Source organism: Bradyrhizobium erythrophlei, from assembly GCF_900142985.1.
Lineage (GTDB): Bacteria > Pseudomonadota > Alphaproteobacteria > Rhizobiales > Xanthobacteraceae > Bradyrhizobium > Bradyrhizobium erythrophlei_B.
The window spans coordinates 2854366-2869437 of sequence record NZ_LT670849.1; the positions used below are offsets into that span (position 1 = coordinate 2854366).

Genomic DNA, 15072 nt, shown 5'->3' on the forward strand with positions numbered 1-15072 from the left:
GCAACAGTAACGCGATCGCGGCGCGATGAAACGCCACACGGCTTAGTTTTGTTCTAATTCGAAATTCGCGCAACGTCGCTGCTTTCGCCGCTCAAAAAGCGAACGCGTCAGCGGCGGCCTGACTCAAGTGCGGAAAACGGACCTGCGCCATAGACAATCCGGCCGTCGACCATCGTCAGCAACGACTTGATTTTCGCGATGTCGGAAATCGGCACCGTAAAATAATCGTCGCTGAGCACCGCGAGGTCGGCGAACATGCCAGGCATCAGCCGCCCCCTCTGATTTTCATCATGTGCAAACCAGGCGCTCCCTTCCGTGTAGATGCGAAGCGCTTGCTCGCGGCTCGGGATTTCCGATTTTTCCCGGGTTTCGACACCGTCGACGGTCAAGCCATCGAGCATCCAGCGCAGCGACACGAAGGGATTTTCGATCATCACGCGATTGGCATCGGTGCCGCCGCCCAAGGGAAGGCCGAGCCTGAGCGCCGAGACGATCGGCGGCGATCGCTGCATCTGCGCCTCCCCCCGTTCCGCGATGTAAGAGGTCGCGGCGAAGTAGAGCCCGTCCTGCATCAGCCAGCCGACGCCGAGCGCCTTCATGCGTTGCAGTGAAGCATCCGACGCATCGTGCAGATGCGCGATCGACCAGCGCAACGGCGCAATCGGCACCTCGCGATTGACGCGCTCGAAGACGTCGAGCAGATGGTGCACGGAGCGGTCGTTGTTCCAGTGCACCGTCAATGTCAGGCCCTGATCCGCGGCCCAGCGCGCGACGCGATAAAAGGCTTCCTTGTCGGCGTCACCAGGCGTGTCGTTGTTATACATGCCCCAGGTGATGCACTCGCCGATGCCGTTGAAGCGCAGCCAGCCATCGCCGGTCCCCATCGGCAGGAATTGCGTGAAGGCCTGAAAATCCTCGAGCTCTTTCCCCGGACGCGGCGCAAAGATGCTGTAGACCACGCGAAGCGGCAGCTCGTGCGCGCGCCACAACTGAAACAGCGCGGCGTAGTCGTCCGGCGCCAGATTGTGCCCGCCGGGATCGATCACGCCCGTCAAGCCAAACGAGCTCAACTCGCGCAGGAACGCCCGTGTCCCTTCGACCGCCTCTTGCGCCGACGGCTTTGGCAATCGCCCATAGAGTGACGTGATCGCGGGACCGCCGCCTGTGATCCAGCCGGTCGTCTCGTTTTCCCTGTTGCGCTCGAACTTCGCACCCGCCGGCAGGTCCGTTTCGGATTTTATGTTTAGCCTGTCGCGGCCTTCCGGGTTGATCAGCACGTAACCGTAGAAGAGCTGAATGTAGACGGGATGGCCGGACGAGACGCTGGCGATCTCCGCCTCGGTCGGCCGCCGGTTCTCGTCGAACTGACGCGGCGTCCAGCCGCCGGCAACGATCAACCACGCATCCGGACCGGCGCCATCCGCTGCCGACTTGAGGCGCCCGAGCGCTTCGCCAACGCTTCTCGCGCCCTCCCAGCTCACTTCGGTCGCATGACGAAAGCCGGCGCGAATGGCGTGAATGTGGGAATCGATCAGGCCGGGAATCACGGTGCGGCCGCCGAGGTCGATGATGCGCGTCGCTGGTCCAGCTGATTTTCGAAGTTCTTCCGAGCTGCCGGTTGCGGAAACGCGACCGGCTTCGATGGCAAGCGCCTCGGCGACGTCTGAGGTCGCGTCCAGCGTGACGATCTTGCCATTGAGGAACAGGATATCGGCGGGGTTGGCGCAGGCCGATACCGCGCCAAGCATGCCAAATATCCAAACCAGGAAAACGCGGAACAAACAGTCTGGCGATCTGCTCGGATGCATCGATACCCGCAAGCCATGATTTACACGGCGTATGCATTCCGCAGCGTGGCTGGTGCCGCAAACAGGACTCGAACCTGTGACCCCGTCATTACGAATGACGTGCTCTACCAACTGAGCTATTGCGGCGGACCGTATTCCCTTTCGAGGCAGTCCACTTCAGGCCGTTTTCTTGAGGCTCGGGATGTTCGTCCCTCGCCCCCTGAAAACGCCCGCACCTGATATCGGGCAGCGCCTGGATTGGCAAGGAAAACGCGAGCGCCTTTCTTATCCCTCCCCCTTGCGGGGTCCGAGGCGAGCGAAAGCGAGCCGGGGTGGGGCTTTCTCTAAGCAATCTCAATATCTGGACTTACGGGCGACGTCGGCACCCCCACGCGCGTCCCCGCGGGGGAGGGATAAGAGGATGCCCTTCGAATCAGCCCCGGATGCGCGAAAGAAACCCGCGCCAGCCCCCGGTCTGGCCGGGTACCGGCATTTCGGTGAATTCGTCCGGTTCGGTTCCATCATCGATGCCGGGATCGTCCGGCGGACGGACGATCGGAATGATCTGAGGAACCACCGGCGCAGGCTTTACGGCGATAGCCGGTATGTCGGTTCGCGCGCGAAACAGCGGGGGCGCGGCGGCGGGCGCGGTCGCGGGAGGCGGCGAAGGCACGGCGTCGATCACCGGCGGGTCGACGGGCGCATTGTCTTGCGCCAGTTGGTCGTGTGTTACCTGCCGATCTTCTATTTCCGGCGCAGCGCCGGAATGTTCGGCCGGCTCCGCGGCTCGCGGACCTGCGGCCAGCATCGCCTGCTCGAATGCTGACGGCTCGACCACGCCGTTGCCGGATGGCAGCGCCGACAACGGCATCTGCCACTGAAAAGCGTCGAGCCGCCCGGATACCGGCGACACCGGCCGCCAGCGGTCGGAGACATAGCCGTCCGCGGTCCAGACCGGATCGTGCAACGCGCGCACGGCTCGCAACGTCCAGGCGCGCGCTTTCCCGGTATCGCCATGTTCGGTGCGGTCGATCTCGGCCATCAGCATCGCCACGCGCTGTGTCGGCGCCTCCAGATGCGGCGCCAGCGCCGCGCGTGCTTTGGCAAACTCGGTGGCGTCGATGGCCGCGCGCGCCACCGCCAACGCGCTTTCCAGATGCCCCGGCGCCTTGGCCGCCAGCGTCTCGATCCGCACCAGCCGTTGCCGCGCGGAATCCCCCAACTTCACATGGGCATAGGCGTCGGCGAGATCGGGATGCGGCTGCGCCAGCCAGGCTGTTTCGACGAGGCGCATGGCGCGGCGGATCTGATGCGCCTCGCTCTGAAATTTGGCGGCGAGGACTGCGGCCGGCACCAGCGTCGGCGCGAGCTTTACCGCTTCCATCACGACGTCGCGGGCGGAATCGCGGTCCGTGGTTTCGAGTTCGAGCGCGCGCGCGGTCAGCAGCACGCCGCGCTGGCGGCGATAGGTCTCCTTGTCGACCAGCCCGGAGGACAGATTGTTCTCGAGAATCGCCAGCGCGCCCATCCAGTCGCCCCTGGCGCAGCGGAAACCGAGCACCGCTTGCGAGGCCCAGGTCGACGACGGCGAGGTTTTCAGCGCCTCTTCGGCGATCGCAACCGCAGCACCGACGTCGTCGGCGCGCTGCGCCTCGATGAACAGGCCGCGTAGGCCGAGCAGCCTCGTATCTTCGCGCGTTGCCATGGTCTGGAACGCCTCGCGCGCGGCACCACGGTTGCCGTCGAGCTGCGCCGATTGAGCGTGCAGCAATAACGTCAGCGGATCGCCCGCGGCATGGCGGCGTGCGACTTCGGCGTGCGCCCGCGCGGCGTTCGAATCGCCGTGACCGATCGCCAGCAGCCCCTGCGTGATCGCGTGGCGGCCGCGCGCATGGCGGCGTTCGCGGCGAGCCCTTCTGATTTTTTCCGGCAGCCGCCACAGCGCCCGCAGCACGGTCCAGCCGAACATCGCGGCGACGACGGCGGCGCCAAACGCAGTCGCGAATTCCAGCAGCGTGACATGCGCCAGCCCGCCAGCCCATGGAAACAAAACTTCGCCCGGCTGGTCGGCGAGCCACGCCGCACCGCTCGCAGCGAGCGCGACCAGCAGCAGAAAGAGAATGATCCGGTACATTGTTTAAGGCGCGGGTCTGGGTTTAAGGCGCGGGTCTGGCGAGCGCTGCCATGGCGTCGCTCGTGAAATGGCGGGCGGCCGCCAGCGCTGCGTCGCGCTCGGCTACCTTGTCGAGCCACGCCTGCGCGGGCTCACGGTCGGCGGGCGTCAGCGAATTCAGTTCGCGCCGCGTCTCGGCAAGATCGTTGCGCACGGCGGCCGCGGTGACGCGCGCGACGATGGCGCCGCGATCGCTGCCCGACGCATCCGTGCGCTCGATGCGCACGAGTTTCGCCGCGCCCGCCTGCAACCGGTCGACGATGCCGGTGCCCGTAGTGGCATTTCCCGGCCGCGGCGGCTCCAGTTTCGGCACCAGCGTCAACAACTCGCGACACAGGTTCGCCGCGTTCGGCACGCCCGACGCCGCAAAACCCTCCAGCGGCTGCAACTTCTGCGGATCGGGCGCGAGCGCCTTGGCGGCCTTGAGCGCTTCCTTGAACGGCTCGTTCTGGCGCACCGAAAGATCGAGCATCGAAGCCACCACCAGACGACGCAGCGCGATATCGTCGGCCGGCTTGTTGGCGGCTTGCGCGATGTTCTCGCTCTCGGCTCGAACCGCGCGCTCGATCTCGGCGAGACGGCCCTCGACGGCCGAGAGATCGGGCGAAGCCGCAGCCCTGGCCGCCGCAGGCGGCGCAGACTTCACTGCGTCAAGCTCGCTTGCGAGTTTGTCCGATCGGGCGCCAGCACTGGCCAACTCGGTGCGCAACTCGCCAAGCGATTTTTCCAGCGCATCGAACCGCGCCGCCAGCGTAAGGTCCGGCGCGGCGGGCTTCACAGGCCGCTCCTCGAGTTCGCCGATGCGCGAGGAAAGCATTTCGATGACGCGGGTATCGGAATCGGCGAGCGCCCGCGCGGTTTGACCAGGCCGGACCACCGCCCAGACGAGCGCGATCACCACGGCTGCTGCGGCCGCGCCGCTGACAGCCGCGACCAGAAATGGCTGAAGCGGCGCGAACGAGGCCCGCGAAGACGGCTTGGCTTCGCTTGTGTCGGCGGCGGCTTGATCGCCGGCACCATTGTCGCCAACGCTCCCGCTCGACGTCGTCACCTCGGAAGCCTCGAGGTCGATGGTCGGCGGCGCACGACGGGGCCGCGACGCGTCAGGCGCTGGCGCGGGATCATCGGTCCTGTTGTCTTCCATGCGGTTCCCCGGGGGTCGATTTCCGGTTGATCGTTAGCAAGTTGCTGATTCTAGCGCCACTAGTAAGGCGGCCTCATCCGGCGAGGGCGCGACGAAGAGGCGCGCCGCCCCGGCATCGCGCAAAACGGTCGCAATCCCCGCCGACAGGCAGCCCTGCGGCAGCGAAAGCGCCGATATTTCAACGCCGGCGGCGCGAACCGCCTCGATAAAGGCCCGCGCGCTGCGCCTTGAATAATGCAACACGGCGTTAACTTCATTGGCGGCGAAGGCGCGGCAGGTCTCGTCCGGCAAGCTCGGCACGGCGACCATCCGGTAGGTGGTTTGCGTGACGACCGTAAAGCCGCGCTCGCCGAGTTCACCCGGCAAGTCGCGCGCGAGGTCGGCGCCGGCCAGATAAAGCAACGGGCTGGTTTTCTTCAGCGCCTTCGCCTTCACACTGGCCAGCACGCGATCGCGCAGGCCCGCCGCATCGCTCTTGGCCGAGATGATGTTGGCAAACCCGGCTGCGCGCGCGGCGTCGGCGGTATGTTCGCCGACCGCAAACAGCGGCAGCTTGAGCAAGGGACTGCCGGAAAGCCGGGGCGCGATCGCACGCAGCGCGTTGGCGCTGGTGACGACGACCGCGCCATACGAGGTGTCGCCATCGTCATGGAAGGCGACCGGCTCGAAGCGCAGCATCGGCGCCAGCAGCACCTTAAAACCCCGGGCGCGCAGCGCGCCCGCGGTGCTCTCGCCATCGGGCAGCGGGCGAGTGACGAGAATGGCCATGCAATCGAACTTCCCAGGTCGAACCCTGAATGCTACCGAATAGGGAAACGCTGGATTACGCGAAAGTACAAGGGCTCATATTGGCCAACGACGTCAGAACATTGGTGCTGGGGATCGAGACCACCTGCGATGAAACCGCAGCCGCGGTGGTGGAACGTCTCGACGACGGCACGGCACGGATCCTGTCCAACGTCGTGCGCTCGCAGACTGAAGAGCACGCGATCTATGGCGGCGTGGTGCCGGAGATCGCTGCGCGTGCCCATGTCGATCTGCTCGACGGCATCGTCGACACCGCCATGAAGGACGCCGGCGTCGGTTTCGCGCAGTTGTCGGCGGTGGCGGCGGCCGCCGGCCCCGGCCTGATCGGCGGCGTCATCGTGGGCCTAACGACGGCGAAAGCCATCGCGATGGTGCACAACACGCCGCTGATTGCGGTGAACCATCTCGAGGCGCATGCGCTGACGCCGCGGCTCACCTGCGCGCTGGCGTTTCCCTATTGTCTCTTCCTCGCCTCCGGCGGCCACACCCAGATCGTGGCCGTGACCGGCGTCGGCCAATATGTGCGGCTCGGCACCACCGTCGACGACGCCATCGGAGAGGCGTTCGACAAGGTCGCCAAGATGCTCGGCCTGCCCTATCCCGGCGGACCGGAAGTCGAGCGCGCCGCGCGCGGCGGTAACCCTGCGCGCTTCGACCTGCCGCGGCCGATGCTCGGACGTGATGACGCTAATTTCTCGCTGTCGGGATTGAAGACCGCGGTGCGCAACGAAGCGGCGCGGCTGACGCCGCCGGACGCCCAGGACATTCGCGATCTCTGCGCGAGCTTTCAGGCCGCCGTGCTGGAATCGACCGCCGACCGGCTGAGCGTGGGTTTGAAACTGTTCGAGGCGCGCTTCGGTGCGCCGCGCGCGCTGGTCGCGGCCGGCGGCGTGGCGGCCAATCAGGCGATCCGCGGCGCGTTGCAGGACGTCGCGGCAAAGGCAGAGACCACGCTGATCATTCCGCCGCCCGCGCTCTGCACCGATAACGGCGCGATGATCGCCTGGGCCGGCGCCGAACGGCTCGCGCTCGGCCTGACCGATACGATGGATACCGCGCCGCGCGCGCGCTGGCTGCTCGACGCCAATGCCACCGCGCCGGCAGGTTATGCCAACAGCCGCGCCGGATTTTGAGAGACGTCAATGACCGCACTCAACTCAATCGCCGTTATCGGCGCAGGCGCATGGGGAACGGCGCTCGCCGGTGTCGCCGCCCGCGCCGGCCGCAACGTCATTCTGTACGCGCGCAGTGCCGAGACGGCTAAAGCCATCGCCGCCAAACGAAGCAATCCGAAGCTTCCGGGCGTCACGCTGCACGCCTCGATCGAGGTGACGAACGAGCTGAAACGCGCGGCGTCGGCCGACGCCATCCTGATTGCGACGCCGGCGCAGAGCCTGCGTGCCGCGGTATCAGCGCTCGCGCCACATCTGTCCGACGGCGCGCCGCTGGTCGCTTGCGCCAAGGGCATCGAACGCGGCACGCACAAATTCATGACCGAGGTCATTGCGGAGGCCGCGCCAAAGGCGCGAGCGGCGATATTGTCAGGCCCCGGCTTTGCCGATGACGTCGCGCGCGGGCTTCCAACCGCGGTGACGCTTGCCGCCGACGACGAAGAGCTTGCGAAGAGGCTGGTGCAGGCACTGGGGTCGGCGACGTTCCGGCCCTACCACACCACGGATGTGCGCGGGGTCGAGATCGGCGGCGCGGCGAAGAATGTGCTTGCGATCGCCGCCGGGATTTCGGTCGGCAAAAATCTCGGCGCTTCCGCACAGGCGGCCCTGACCACGCGCGGTTTCTCCGAACTGGCGCGGCTGGGCCGCGCCTTCGGCGCGCGCTCGGAGACGCTGGTCGGATTGTCCGGTCTTGGCGATCTGATCCTGACCTGCTCGACGCCGCAATCGCGCAATTTCGCACTGGGCCAGGCGCTCGGTCGCGGGCTGACGCCACCGAGCGGCAAGCTCGCCGAAGGCGCGTTCACCGCGCCGGTGCTGGTCGAACTCGCGGCCGCGGAGAATGTCGACATGCCGGTCTCGACCGCGGTCGCCGATATCCTGCGCGGCGCCGTCACCATCGACGAAGCGGTCGAAGGCCTCCTCACGCGTCCGTTCAAGGCGGAGGGCTGAGTGACGCACGTTCTCGGCGAGCCCCAGCGACCATCTTGCTCAGGCTCATCCGGACGAGACCGACAGAAGTCCCCAGTTAAATCCCCCGGCGCGCGAAACTTTTCCAGGCTCCTCAGGCCACTGCAATATCAGATATTTCAGCGATGGAGCCCACCAAAGCGTCGTGGTGCGGATCAGCCTGTTTTGCCAGTAATAATCCTTACGGATTTTGTAGGCCCAAAACTTACCGGCGGGAACAACGGCAAGCCCGTAGGCGTCGACCGCGTACTCCACCTCGCTGAATCTCGAGGGAAGATTGTAGTTGCTGGCTTTGCTTAAATGGCCGACGCGAAGAGGCCAAAGGTCGGCGATGAGCTTTTGTTCGGCCAGATCTTCATCGTCGAGACGAGCGCCAAAGCCGCCAAACCAATCGTATTTTCCCCATGCGTCCGATTTGACCCAACAGCGAAGCCCGTCTTGTTCGATTGCCACCACCCGGTTGGGGCGATTGGTGTTCGCCGCCCGGACATCATACGTAAAAACAGTTCCGGCATTCGGACAACCAAACTCAGCCGCGGGAGCGATCATCGAAGGGATTGGAATGAAGAACGCGTTCTGGCTGGTAGGCTCTTCCAGGCCGAACAAAACCAAAAGCAGCGATAACAGCACTTCCATCGGCGTCATCCCCGGAAGCAGTCGATTGCATAGGGCAACGAATGGCTATCCGGTCAGCCGTAAATAGATCGACAATTTAGAGGTGAAAAAGCCGCTCATATATCTGTTTCGTTTTTCGCTCGCGGCGCAAGGTTGAGCAGATGATGCGGCTCACTCCAGCACGAACTTCACGAGATCGGCCATTCCCACGCCGGTGCCATCCGGCGTGACGCCCAACTCTTCGACCGGCGCATTGGCGCGGTTGACCCAGAAGGTCGGATAGCCAAACCATTTGGCGCCGGCCGCGTCCCAGCCCGCGAAGGCGGCAAAGGCGATTTCCTCTTTCGGCAATTTGAATGCATCCGGTCCCATCTGATAGGCGACTGACGCAGGCTTGAAGGCCTGCACACGGTCGGTCGACAGATGCGGCTCGAAGAAACCGTCGAGCGCGGAATTGGCGACCACGGCATCGAGCATCTTTGCGGTCGGGTTCGCGAGGAACGCCATGCGGATGCCCGCAGCTTTCAACTCCTTCAAGGCGGGCGCGACGTCGGGCCAGGCCTTTAAGCTGAGCCAGGTTTGCATCAGGCTTTCGCGATGACCGGCGCTCAGTTCGACCTTCGACGCCCGCGCCGCTACGAGCAGTGAATCCTCGATGACATGCCAGAAATCCGTGTAATGGCCGCCCACCGTGCGCAGCCAGGTATATTCGAAAATCCGCACCCGCCAGATCTCGTTCAGCGCACGGCCTTTGTCCGGAAACAGCTCCTCGCTTTTGGCGAAGACCGGACGCGGATCGGTGATGACAAAGCCGTCGAAGGCGATCGCCTTGAACGGACGCGTCGCCGCAAAGGCAGTCGGCGCCGCCAGAGTAGCGGCGGCCAGCGTGACGAACTTCCGGCGATCGACGAACATGCAGGGCTTTCCCGTCTGGCGAGGGCGCGCGGCCCCTTGACGGCGCTTATAGCTCTGTCGTGGTATGGCTTGAGGTCACAAGGATGAGAATGACGTCATGAATTACTGGCTGGTGAAATCCGAACCGTCGACCTGGTCATGGGACCAGCAGGTGGCGAAGGGCGCCAAGGGCGAAGCCTGGACCGGGGTGCGCAATTTCACCGCGCGGCAGAATCTCGTGAACATGAAGAAGGGCGACAAGGCGTTCTTCTATCATTCCAACGAAGGCAAGGAGATCGTCGGCATCGCCGAGGTGATCGAGGAGGCCTATCCCGACCCGACCGACAAGACCGGCAAGTTCGTCTGCGTCGACATCAAGGCGGACAAACCGCTGAAGACACCGGTAACGATGGCCGCGATCAAGGCCGACAAGAAGCTCTCCGCCATGGCGCTGGTGAAATATTCAAGGCTTTCGGTGCAGCCGGTGACGGCGGAGGAGTGGAAGTACGTCTGCAAGATGGGCGGGGTGTGATCCTCATCCTGAGGAGCCGCGCCGGCGGCCTCTCGAAGGATGGGCCTCATGGTTCGCGACGCGCAAAGATGCGCTCCTCGCCATGAGAGAAACCGCGGAGCAACGACAATGCACTTCAGTTGGAAGGGTCTGCTTCTGGCGCCCTTGCCGGTGCCGCTGATCGGGAGCGTCGTGATGGCGCCGCTGTTGAACGGCGAAGGCCCGGTCGTGCTGCCGTTCTTTATCCTGTTAATTCCGGCCTGCATGATCTCCTACGGCACGACGGTCTTTCTGTTCCGCCGGCGCTGTTTCTGCTGTCGTTGTTGAGGCCGGTGACCGCCTGGATGGCCTGCGCACTTGGCTTTGCGCTTGGCGCGGCGATGATCGTGCCGATCACGCTGATGGCGTGGAAGGGAAGTGGCCCGGACTCGGGTCCCCCGACCGAAAGCTTCCTGACGTTTTTCGTGCGCTGGGCCGCCGATCCGTTCATGCTCGTCTTTCCAGCCGCAGGGCTCGTGACGGCGGCGCTCTACTGGTGGCATTGGACACGGAGCGAGTCGCCTTCGGAAGCGCCTTCAGCGATCAACAACTGATTTGCCCGTCGTGCCAATGTGCCGCAGACATTTTCGCTTGTGACGTCGGGCAAATCACTGGCACCTGTTCGTGCGTCTCCTGCCCGCCATGAGGGGCGTTTCGCGATCGTCACGAGCGTTGGGCTAGGGATGCGGTGGACGCCTGTCGCGCACAAGACGAATGCGTGATCAGGCGGACGACGAAGCCGTGTGGTCTTAGCGCCTCGACGCTGGCGCGAAGTTGGCGACGATGCTGGCACATCACGCTGATGACGGTGACAAGAAAGCCCGATCGCCGGAGAGAGCACGGAATAAGTCGTAAAACCATTCGCGTGGGGAATGCCGGGATGTTTCCGGCGACCTGCGGTGACTACACTCGTGTGTTTTTCTTTCTACACACGAGGCTGCGGGTGCGTTGGTGCGCCCGGCATTCCCTGCGCCCTCTATGATGGAGGGACAATGATTTTTGCAGAACTCGGGTGAATCAAGCCGCGGGGATGTGGAGTCGTGTGTGTTTTCAATGTCGTCCCGGCCAAGCGAAGCGCGAGCCGGGACCCATAACCACAGAAGGATGTTTTGATGCAGGCTGGGCCACCAGCTTTCGCCGTAATTCGAAGTCGTGGTTATGGGTCCCCGCTTTCGCGGGGACGACGCGAAGTGCCGCTACGCCGCAGCCGCCAACACCACCTGCGCCAGCAACTGCTCGCGCTTCTTCTGGGTGCGGTAGCCCTTCATGGTCGCGGCGAAACGTTCGAGGATGCCGTCCTCGAAGGCCGTGACGATGGTGTCATGCACATAGCTCTTGCGGCAGATCGCGGGCGTATTGGAAAGCTGATCGGCCGCGGCGCGGATCGCATCGTTAACCTGGCGCTTGCGGCCGCGCTCACTCGCCGCCGGCGAAACCCGCGACAGCGATTCGAGCACCACGGCCGATGCCATCAGCGTGCGGAAATCCTTCAGCGAAATCTTGATGCCGGCGATCTCGCGCAGGAACGAGTTGACCGCGGTGGTGGAAACGCTGCGCACCGTGCCCGACGCGTCGCGATACTGGAACAGCCGCCTGCCCGGCAGCGTGCGCAGAATCGGGATCGCACGCACGAGTTTCGGCGCATCGCATTCCTTGCGAACGGCCTTGCCGCCCTTCGCCTTGAAGGACAGCACGAATGCATCGCCGTCGAGGGTGACGTTGGACTTGAGCATCGTCGTGGCGCCGCGCGTGCCGTTCATCCGCGCATAGCTCTCGTTGCCCGGCCGGATGGCGGTACGCGCGATCAGTTCGATCACGGCGGACAGCGCGAACTCGCGCGTGGGCTCGTCGCCCGCCAGATGCGCCGAGACGTGGCGGCGAATTTTCGGCAACGCCCCGACGAGCTTGGCCAGGCGGTGCGCCTTGCGGTGCTCGCGGACCTTTTCCCAGTCGGTGTGATAGCGATATTGCAGGCGGCCGGCGGCGTCGCGCCCGACCGCCTGCAAATGCGAATTCGGATCAGGCGAATAGCGCACCTCGGCATAGGCCGGCGGCACCGCCATTTTGTGCAGGCGACGGATCACTTTGGCGTCGCGGATGTGCGAGCCGTTGGCGCGGACGAAGGAATAGCTTTTGCCGCGCTTGATGCGGCGAATGGTGAGTTGGTTCTGTTCGCCGAGGGTCAGGCCCAATTCCTTGGCCAGAATCTCGACCGAAGGCGCGGTCGGCTGGTCTTTTTTGCGGGCCAGGACGCCGGGCTTGGCGGGCTCCGGCTTCGGCCACTGTCCCAAGGCCTTCGCCAAAGCTACGTCAGGATCGACCCCGCCTGGCGGCGTAGTCACATAATTCTGCTGATCCATCATAGCCTTAGACGCCTTGCTCCAGTGCTTGCCCTGCTGGTGCCAGTTGACTGGCTTTGTTCTTTGGTCGGGTTTTCCCGCCGAAGGGGCCATTTAGGGGTGAATGCCTTAACGCACCAGCCCCCACTTTCTAGGGAGAAGGTTCCTAATTACCTTTCAGAGCCGATGCAGCCCTGCCCTGCACGCTCGAACCTGAGACCAGGCCGAGCCCAACAGCTCGCGAGCGGGCCCGTTTTGAAGGCCGGCAGTGGCTCGCCTTCGAAACAACCTCTTGCAACGAAAAAGCTCGCCGAAGGTCGTAGTCGTTGCGCTTGTCGGCACACTTCGTGCGAGCGCATAATCGATTTAAAGAATGAATGCTGCGGCCGTCGTGTCCGTTGGCCGCGCGCGGGGAGGAGAGATCCAAATGTCCGAGAAAATGTATGACGTTCCGGCCGAATGGGCCACGCGCGCCTGGGTGAACGACGCCAAGTACCGCGAAATGTATGCGCAGTCGATCAAGGATCCCAACGGCTTCTGGGCCGAACAGGCAAAGCGCATCGGCTGGATGAAACCCTTCACCAAGGTCGAGAATTCCTCCTTCGAGCCGGGCCACATCTCGATCAAATGGTTCGAGGACGGCGTCCTCAACGTCGCCTGGAACTGCATCGACCGCCATCTGCACGAGCGCGGCAACCAGACCGCCATCATCTGGGAGGGCGACGATCCTTCCGAGTCCAAACACATCACCTACAAACAGCTCCACGACGAGGTCTGCAAATTCGCCAACATCCTGCGTACCCGCAATGTCAAGAAGGGCGACCGCGTCACCATCTACCTGCCGATGATCCCGGAAGCGGCCTATGCGATGCTCGCCTGCGCGCGGATCGGCGCCATCCACTCGGTGGTGTTTGCCGGATTTTCGCCGGACAGTCTGGCGCAACGCATCAATGACTGCCAGTCCAAGGTGATCATCACCGCCGATGAAGGCCTGCGCGGCGGCAAGAAGGTCGCGCTGAAGGCCAATGTCGATGCGGCGCTGGCCAAGACCACCGGCGTCGACTGGGTCGTTGTGGTCAAGCGCACCGGCGCCAAGGTCGACATGAACCCCTCGCGCGACTTCTGGTACCACGAGGCCGCCGCGATGGTGACCACGGAGTGCCCGTGCGAGCACATGCACGCCGAGGACCCGCTGTTCATTCTCTATACGTCGGGCTCGACCGGCCAGCCCAAGGGCGTGCTGCACACCTCCGCCGGCTATCTCGTCTTCACGGCGATGACGCACCAATATGTGTTCGATTATCACGACGGCGACATCTACTGGTGCACGGCCGACGTCGGCTGGGTCACCGGCCACAGCTACATTCTATACGGGCCGCTCGCCAACGGCGCGACCACGCTGATGTTTGAAGGCGTGCCGAATTACCCGGATAATTCGCGGTTCTGGCAGGTCATCGACAAACACAAGGTCAATACATTCTACACCGCGCCGACCGCGATCCGCGCGTTGATGCAGGCCGGCGACGACCCGGTGAAAAAGACCTCGCGCGCCTCGCTGCGGCTGCTCGGCTCGGTGGGTGAGCCGATCAACCCGGAAGCCTGGGAGTGGTATCACCGCGTGGTCGGCGATCATCGCTGCCCGATCGTCGACACCTGGTGGCAGACCGAAACCGGCGGCATTCTGATTACGCCGCTGCCCGGCGCGACCAAGCTCAAGCCGGGTTCGGCGACGCGGCCATTCTTCGGCGTGGCGCCGCAGATCGTCGACGCCGACGGCAAGGTGCTGGAAGGCGAAGCTACAGGCAACCTCTGCATCACCAAGTCATGGCCCGGCCAGATGCGCACGGTCTATGGCGATCACGCCCGCTTCGAACAGACCTATTTTTCGACCTACAAAGGCAAGTACTTCACGGGTGACGGCTGCCGCCGCGATGCCGACGGCTATTACTGGATCACGGGCCGCGTCGATGACGTCATCAACGTCTCCGGTCACCGCATGGGAACGGCGGAGGTCGAGAGCTCGTTGGTCGCGCACGAGAAAGTCTCGGAGGCCGCCGTGGTCGGCTATCCCCACGACATCAAAGGCCAAGGCATCTATGCCTATGTCACGCTGATGACCGGCACCGAACCGACCGAAGAACTACGCAAGGAGCTGGTAGCGTGGGTGCGCAAGGACATCGGTCCGATCGCCTCTCCCGACCAGATCCAGTTCGCGCCGGGCCTGCCGAAGACCCGCTCCGGCAAGATCATGCGGCGCATCCTGCGCAAGATCGCCGAAGACGATCCGGCAAGCCTGGGCGATACCTCGACACTCGCCGATCCGGCCGTGGTCGACGATCTCGTCACGCATCGTCGAAACCGCAAAGGCGCGCCGGCGTAAGCGGCGAGCCTGCCGTTTTGGTTTGCGCGGCGCCGTGCGCGCCGGTACCGGCGCGCGGGCGGCGTTGACGGGCCGCTAGACTCACCAACATTGTCAGCACACGAACGAACCATCGTTGGCCGCGATGTTTTGGTCGTATCAGCGTGCTCCGCGCGAGCTCGTTCTTTGCGCCGGAAATGGGGACGGCGCGCGTCGCCCTCACGCAGATGTCATCCGGCGATGGGACGCCGCAGATGTTTCCT

Annotated in this window: 13 protein-coding genes and 1 tRNA gene; 6 read left to right on the plus strand and 8 right to left on the minus strand. The window is 64.3% G+C overall.

All coding sequences use genetic code 11. The annotated features are described in order from the left end of the window. Positions 1-107: 107 nt before the first annotated feature. The 5 genes from BUA38_RS13215 to BUA38_RS13235 all read right to left on the minus strand — a co-directional run bounded on the left by BUA38_RS13215 (position 108) and on the right by BUA38_RS13235 (position 5872). Positions 108-1748, minus strand: coding sequence for an amidohydrolase (locus BUA38_RS13215; protein WP_072818320.1), 1641 nt, complete (start codon positions 1746-1748; stop codon positions 108-110). A gap of 110 nt (positions 1749-1858) precedes the next feature. Beyond that, a tRNA-Thr gene (locus tag BUA38_RS13220) sits at positions 1859-1934 on the minus strand. A gap of 286 nt (positions 1935-2220) precedes the next feature. Next, the gene (locus tag BUA38_RS13225) at positions 2221-3921 is read right to left on the minus strand and encodes a heme biosynthesis protein HemY (protein WP_072818321.1); all 1701 of its coding nucleotides are present in this window, start codon (positions 3919-3921) and stop codon (positions 2221-2223) included. Between the two features lie 22 nt (positions 3922-3943). After that, entirely contained in the window at positions 3944-5104 is a 1161-nt protein-coding gene (locus BUA38_RS13230) for a COG4223 family protein (protein WP_072818322.1), read from the minus strand. 33 nt (positions 5105-5137) lie between these two features. Further along, positions 5138-5872 carry a uroporphyrinogen-III synthase gene (locus tag BUA38_RS13235; RefSeq protein WP_072818323.1) on the minus strand — a complete coding sequence of 245 codons (735 nt, stop codon included), beginning with the start codon at positions 5870-5872 and terminating at the stop codon, positions 5138-5140. A gap of 29 nt (positions 5873-5901) precedes the next feature. On the opposite strand from BUA38_RS13235, the gene tsaD reads away from it, so the two are divergent. Together tsaD and BUA38_RS13245 are read left to right on the plus strand one after the other, a co-directional pair. Then, positions 5902-7044 carry a tRNA (adenosine(37)-N6)-threonylcarbamoyltransferase complex transferase subunit TsaD gene (gene tsaD / locus BUA38_RS13240; protein ID WP_083587572.1) on the plus strand — a complete coding sequence of 381 codons (1143 nt, stop codon included), beginning with the start codon at positions 5902-5904 and terminating at the stop codon, positions 7042-7044. Positions 7045-7053: 9 nt separating this feature from the next. After that, complete coding sequence (locus BUA38_RS13245) at positions 7054-8034, plus strand: NAD(P)H-dependent glycerol-3-phosphate dehydrogenase (protein WP_072818325.1); 981 nt, start codon at positions 7054-7056, stop codon at positions 8032-8034. A 45-nt stretch (positions 8035-8079) separates the two neighbouring features. Here the strand turns inward: BUA38_RS13245 and BUA38_RS13250 are convergent, their stop codons facing one another. Beyond that, on the minus strand, positions 8080-8688 hold the full coding sequence (locus BUA38_RS13250) for a hypothetical protein (protein WP_156898516.1): 609 nt from the start codon (positions 8686-8688) through the stop codon (positions 8080-8082). Between the two features lie 150 nt (positions 8689-8838). Further along, complete coding sequence (locus BUA38_RS13255; protein ID WP_072818327.1) at positions 8839-9582, minus strand: haloacid dehalogenase type II; 744 nt, start codon at positions 9580-9582, stop codon at positions 8839-8841. Positions 9583-9679: 97 nt separating this feature from the next. Between BUA38_RS13255 and BUA38_RS13260 the strand changes: the two genes are divergently transcribed. From BUA38_RS13260 to BUA38_RS13270, 3 genes are all read left to right on the plus strand, one after another. Next, positions 9680-10093, plus strand: coding sequence for an EVE domain-containing protein (locus tag BUA38_RS13260; RefSeq protein WP_072818328.1), 414 nt, complete (start codon positions 9680-9682; stop codon positions 10091-10093). 108 nt (positions 10094-10201) lie between these two features. Further along, positions 10202-10399 (plus strand): hypothetical protein, encoded by a 198-nt coding sequence (locus BUA38_RS13265; RefSeq protein WP_072818329.1) that lies wholly within the window; start codon positions 10202-10204, stop codon positions 10397-10399. Between the two features lie 17 nt (positions 10400-10416). Continuing rightward, positions 10417-10665 carry a hypothetical protein gene (locus BUA38_RS13270; protein WP_156898517.1) on the plus strand — a complete coding sequence of 83 codons (249 nt, stop codon included), beginning with the start codon at positions 10417-10419 and terminating at the stop codon, positions 10663-10665. A gap of 642 nt (positions 10666-11307) precedes the next feature. Here BUA38_RS13270 and BUA38_RS13275 read toward each other — a convergent pair. Beyond that, positions 11308-12474, minus strand: a complete 1167-nt coding sequence (locus BUA38_RS13275; RefSeq protein ID WP_072818331.1) for a DNA topoisomerase IB — start codon at positions 12472-12474, stop codon at positions 11308-11310. A gap of 403 nt (positions 12475-12877) precedes the next feature. Between BUA38_RS13275 and acs the strand changes: the two genes are divergently transcribed. Then, positions 12878-14830 carry an acetate--CoA ligase gene (gene acs, locus BUA38_RS13280; RefSeq protein ID WP_072818332.1) on the plus strand — a complete coding sequence of 651 codons (1953 nt, stop codon included), beginning with the start codon at positions 12878-12880 and terminating at the stop codon, positions 14828-14830. Positions 14831-15072: the final 242 nt, after the last annotated feature.

Bases quoted from the DNA above. Each gene is read 5' to 3' on its own strand.
- BUA38_RS13215 (WP_072818320.1), bottom strand. From the start codon at position 1,748: ATGCTTGGCGCGGTATCGGCCTGCGCCAACCCCGCCGATATCCTGTTC.
- BUA38_RS13225 (WP_072818321.1), bottom strand. From the start codon at position 3,921: ATGTACCGGATCATTCTCTTTCTGCTGCTGGTCGCGCTCGCTGCGAGC.
- BUA38_RS13230 (WP_072818322.1), bottom strand. From the start codon at position 5,104: ATGGAAGACAACAGGACCGATGATCCCGCGCCAGCGCCTGACGCGTCG.
- BUA38_RS13235 (WP_072818323.1), bottom strand. From the start codon at position 5,872: ATGGCCATTCTCGTCACTCGCCCGCTGCCCGATGGCGAGAGCACCGCG.
- tsaD (WP_083587572.1), top strand. From the start codon at position 5,902: ATGCTACCGAATAGGGAAACGCTGGATTACGCGAAAGTACAAGGGCTC.
- BUA38_RS13245 (WP_072818325.1), top strand. From the start codon at position 7,054: ATGACCGCACTCAACTCAATCGCCGTTATCGGCGCAGGCGCATGGGGA.
- BUA38_RS13250 (WP_156898516.1), bottom strand. From the start codon at position 8,688: ATGGAAGTGCTGTTATCGCTGCTTTTGGTTTTGTTCGGCCTGGAAGAG.
- BUA38_RS13255 (WP_072818327.1), bottom strand. From the start codon at position 9,582: ATGTTCGTCGATCGCCGGAAGTTCGTCACGCTGGCCGCCGCTACTCTG.
- BUA38_RS13260 (WP_072818328.1), top strand. From the start codon at position 9,680: ATGAATTACTGGCTGGTGAAATCCGAACCGTCGACCTGGTCATGGGAC.
- BUA38_RS13265 (WP_072818329.1), top strand. From the start codon at position 10,202: ATGCACTTCAGTTGGAAGGGTCTGCTTCTGGCGCCCTTGCCGGTGCCG.
- BUA38_RS13270 (WP_156898517.1), top strand. From the start codon at position 10,417: ATGGCCTGCGCACTTGGCTTTGCGCTTGGCGCGGCGATGATCGTGCCG.
- BUA38_RS13275 (WP_072818331.1), bottom strand. From the start codon at position 12,474: ATGATGGATCAGCAGAATTATGTGACTACGCCGCCAGGCGGGGTCGAT.
- acs (WP_072818332.1), top strand. From the start codon at position 12,878: ATGTCCGAGAAAATGTATGACGTTCCGGCCGAATGGGCCACGCGCGCC.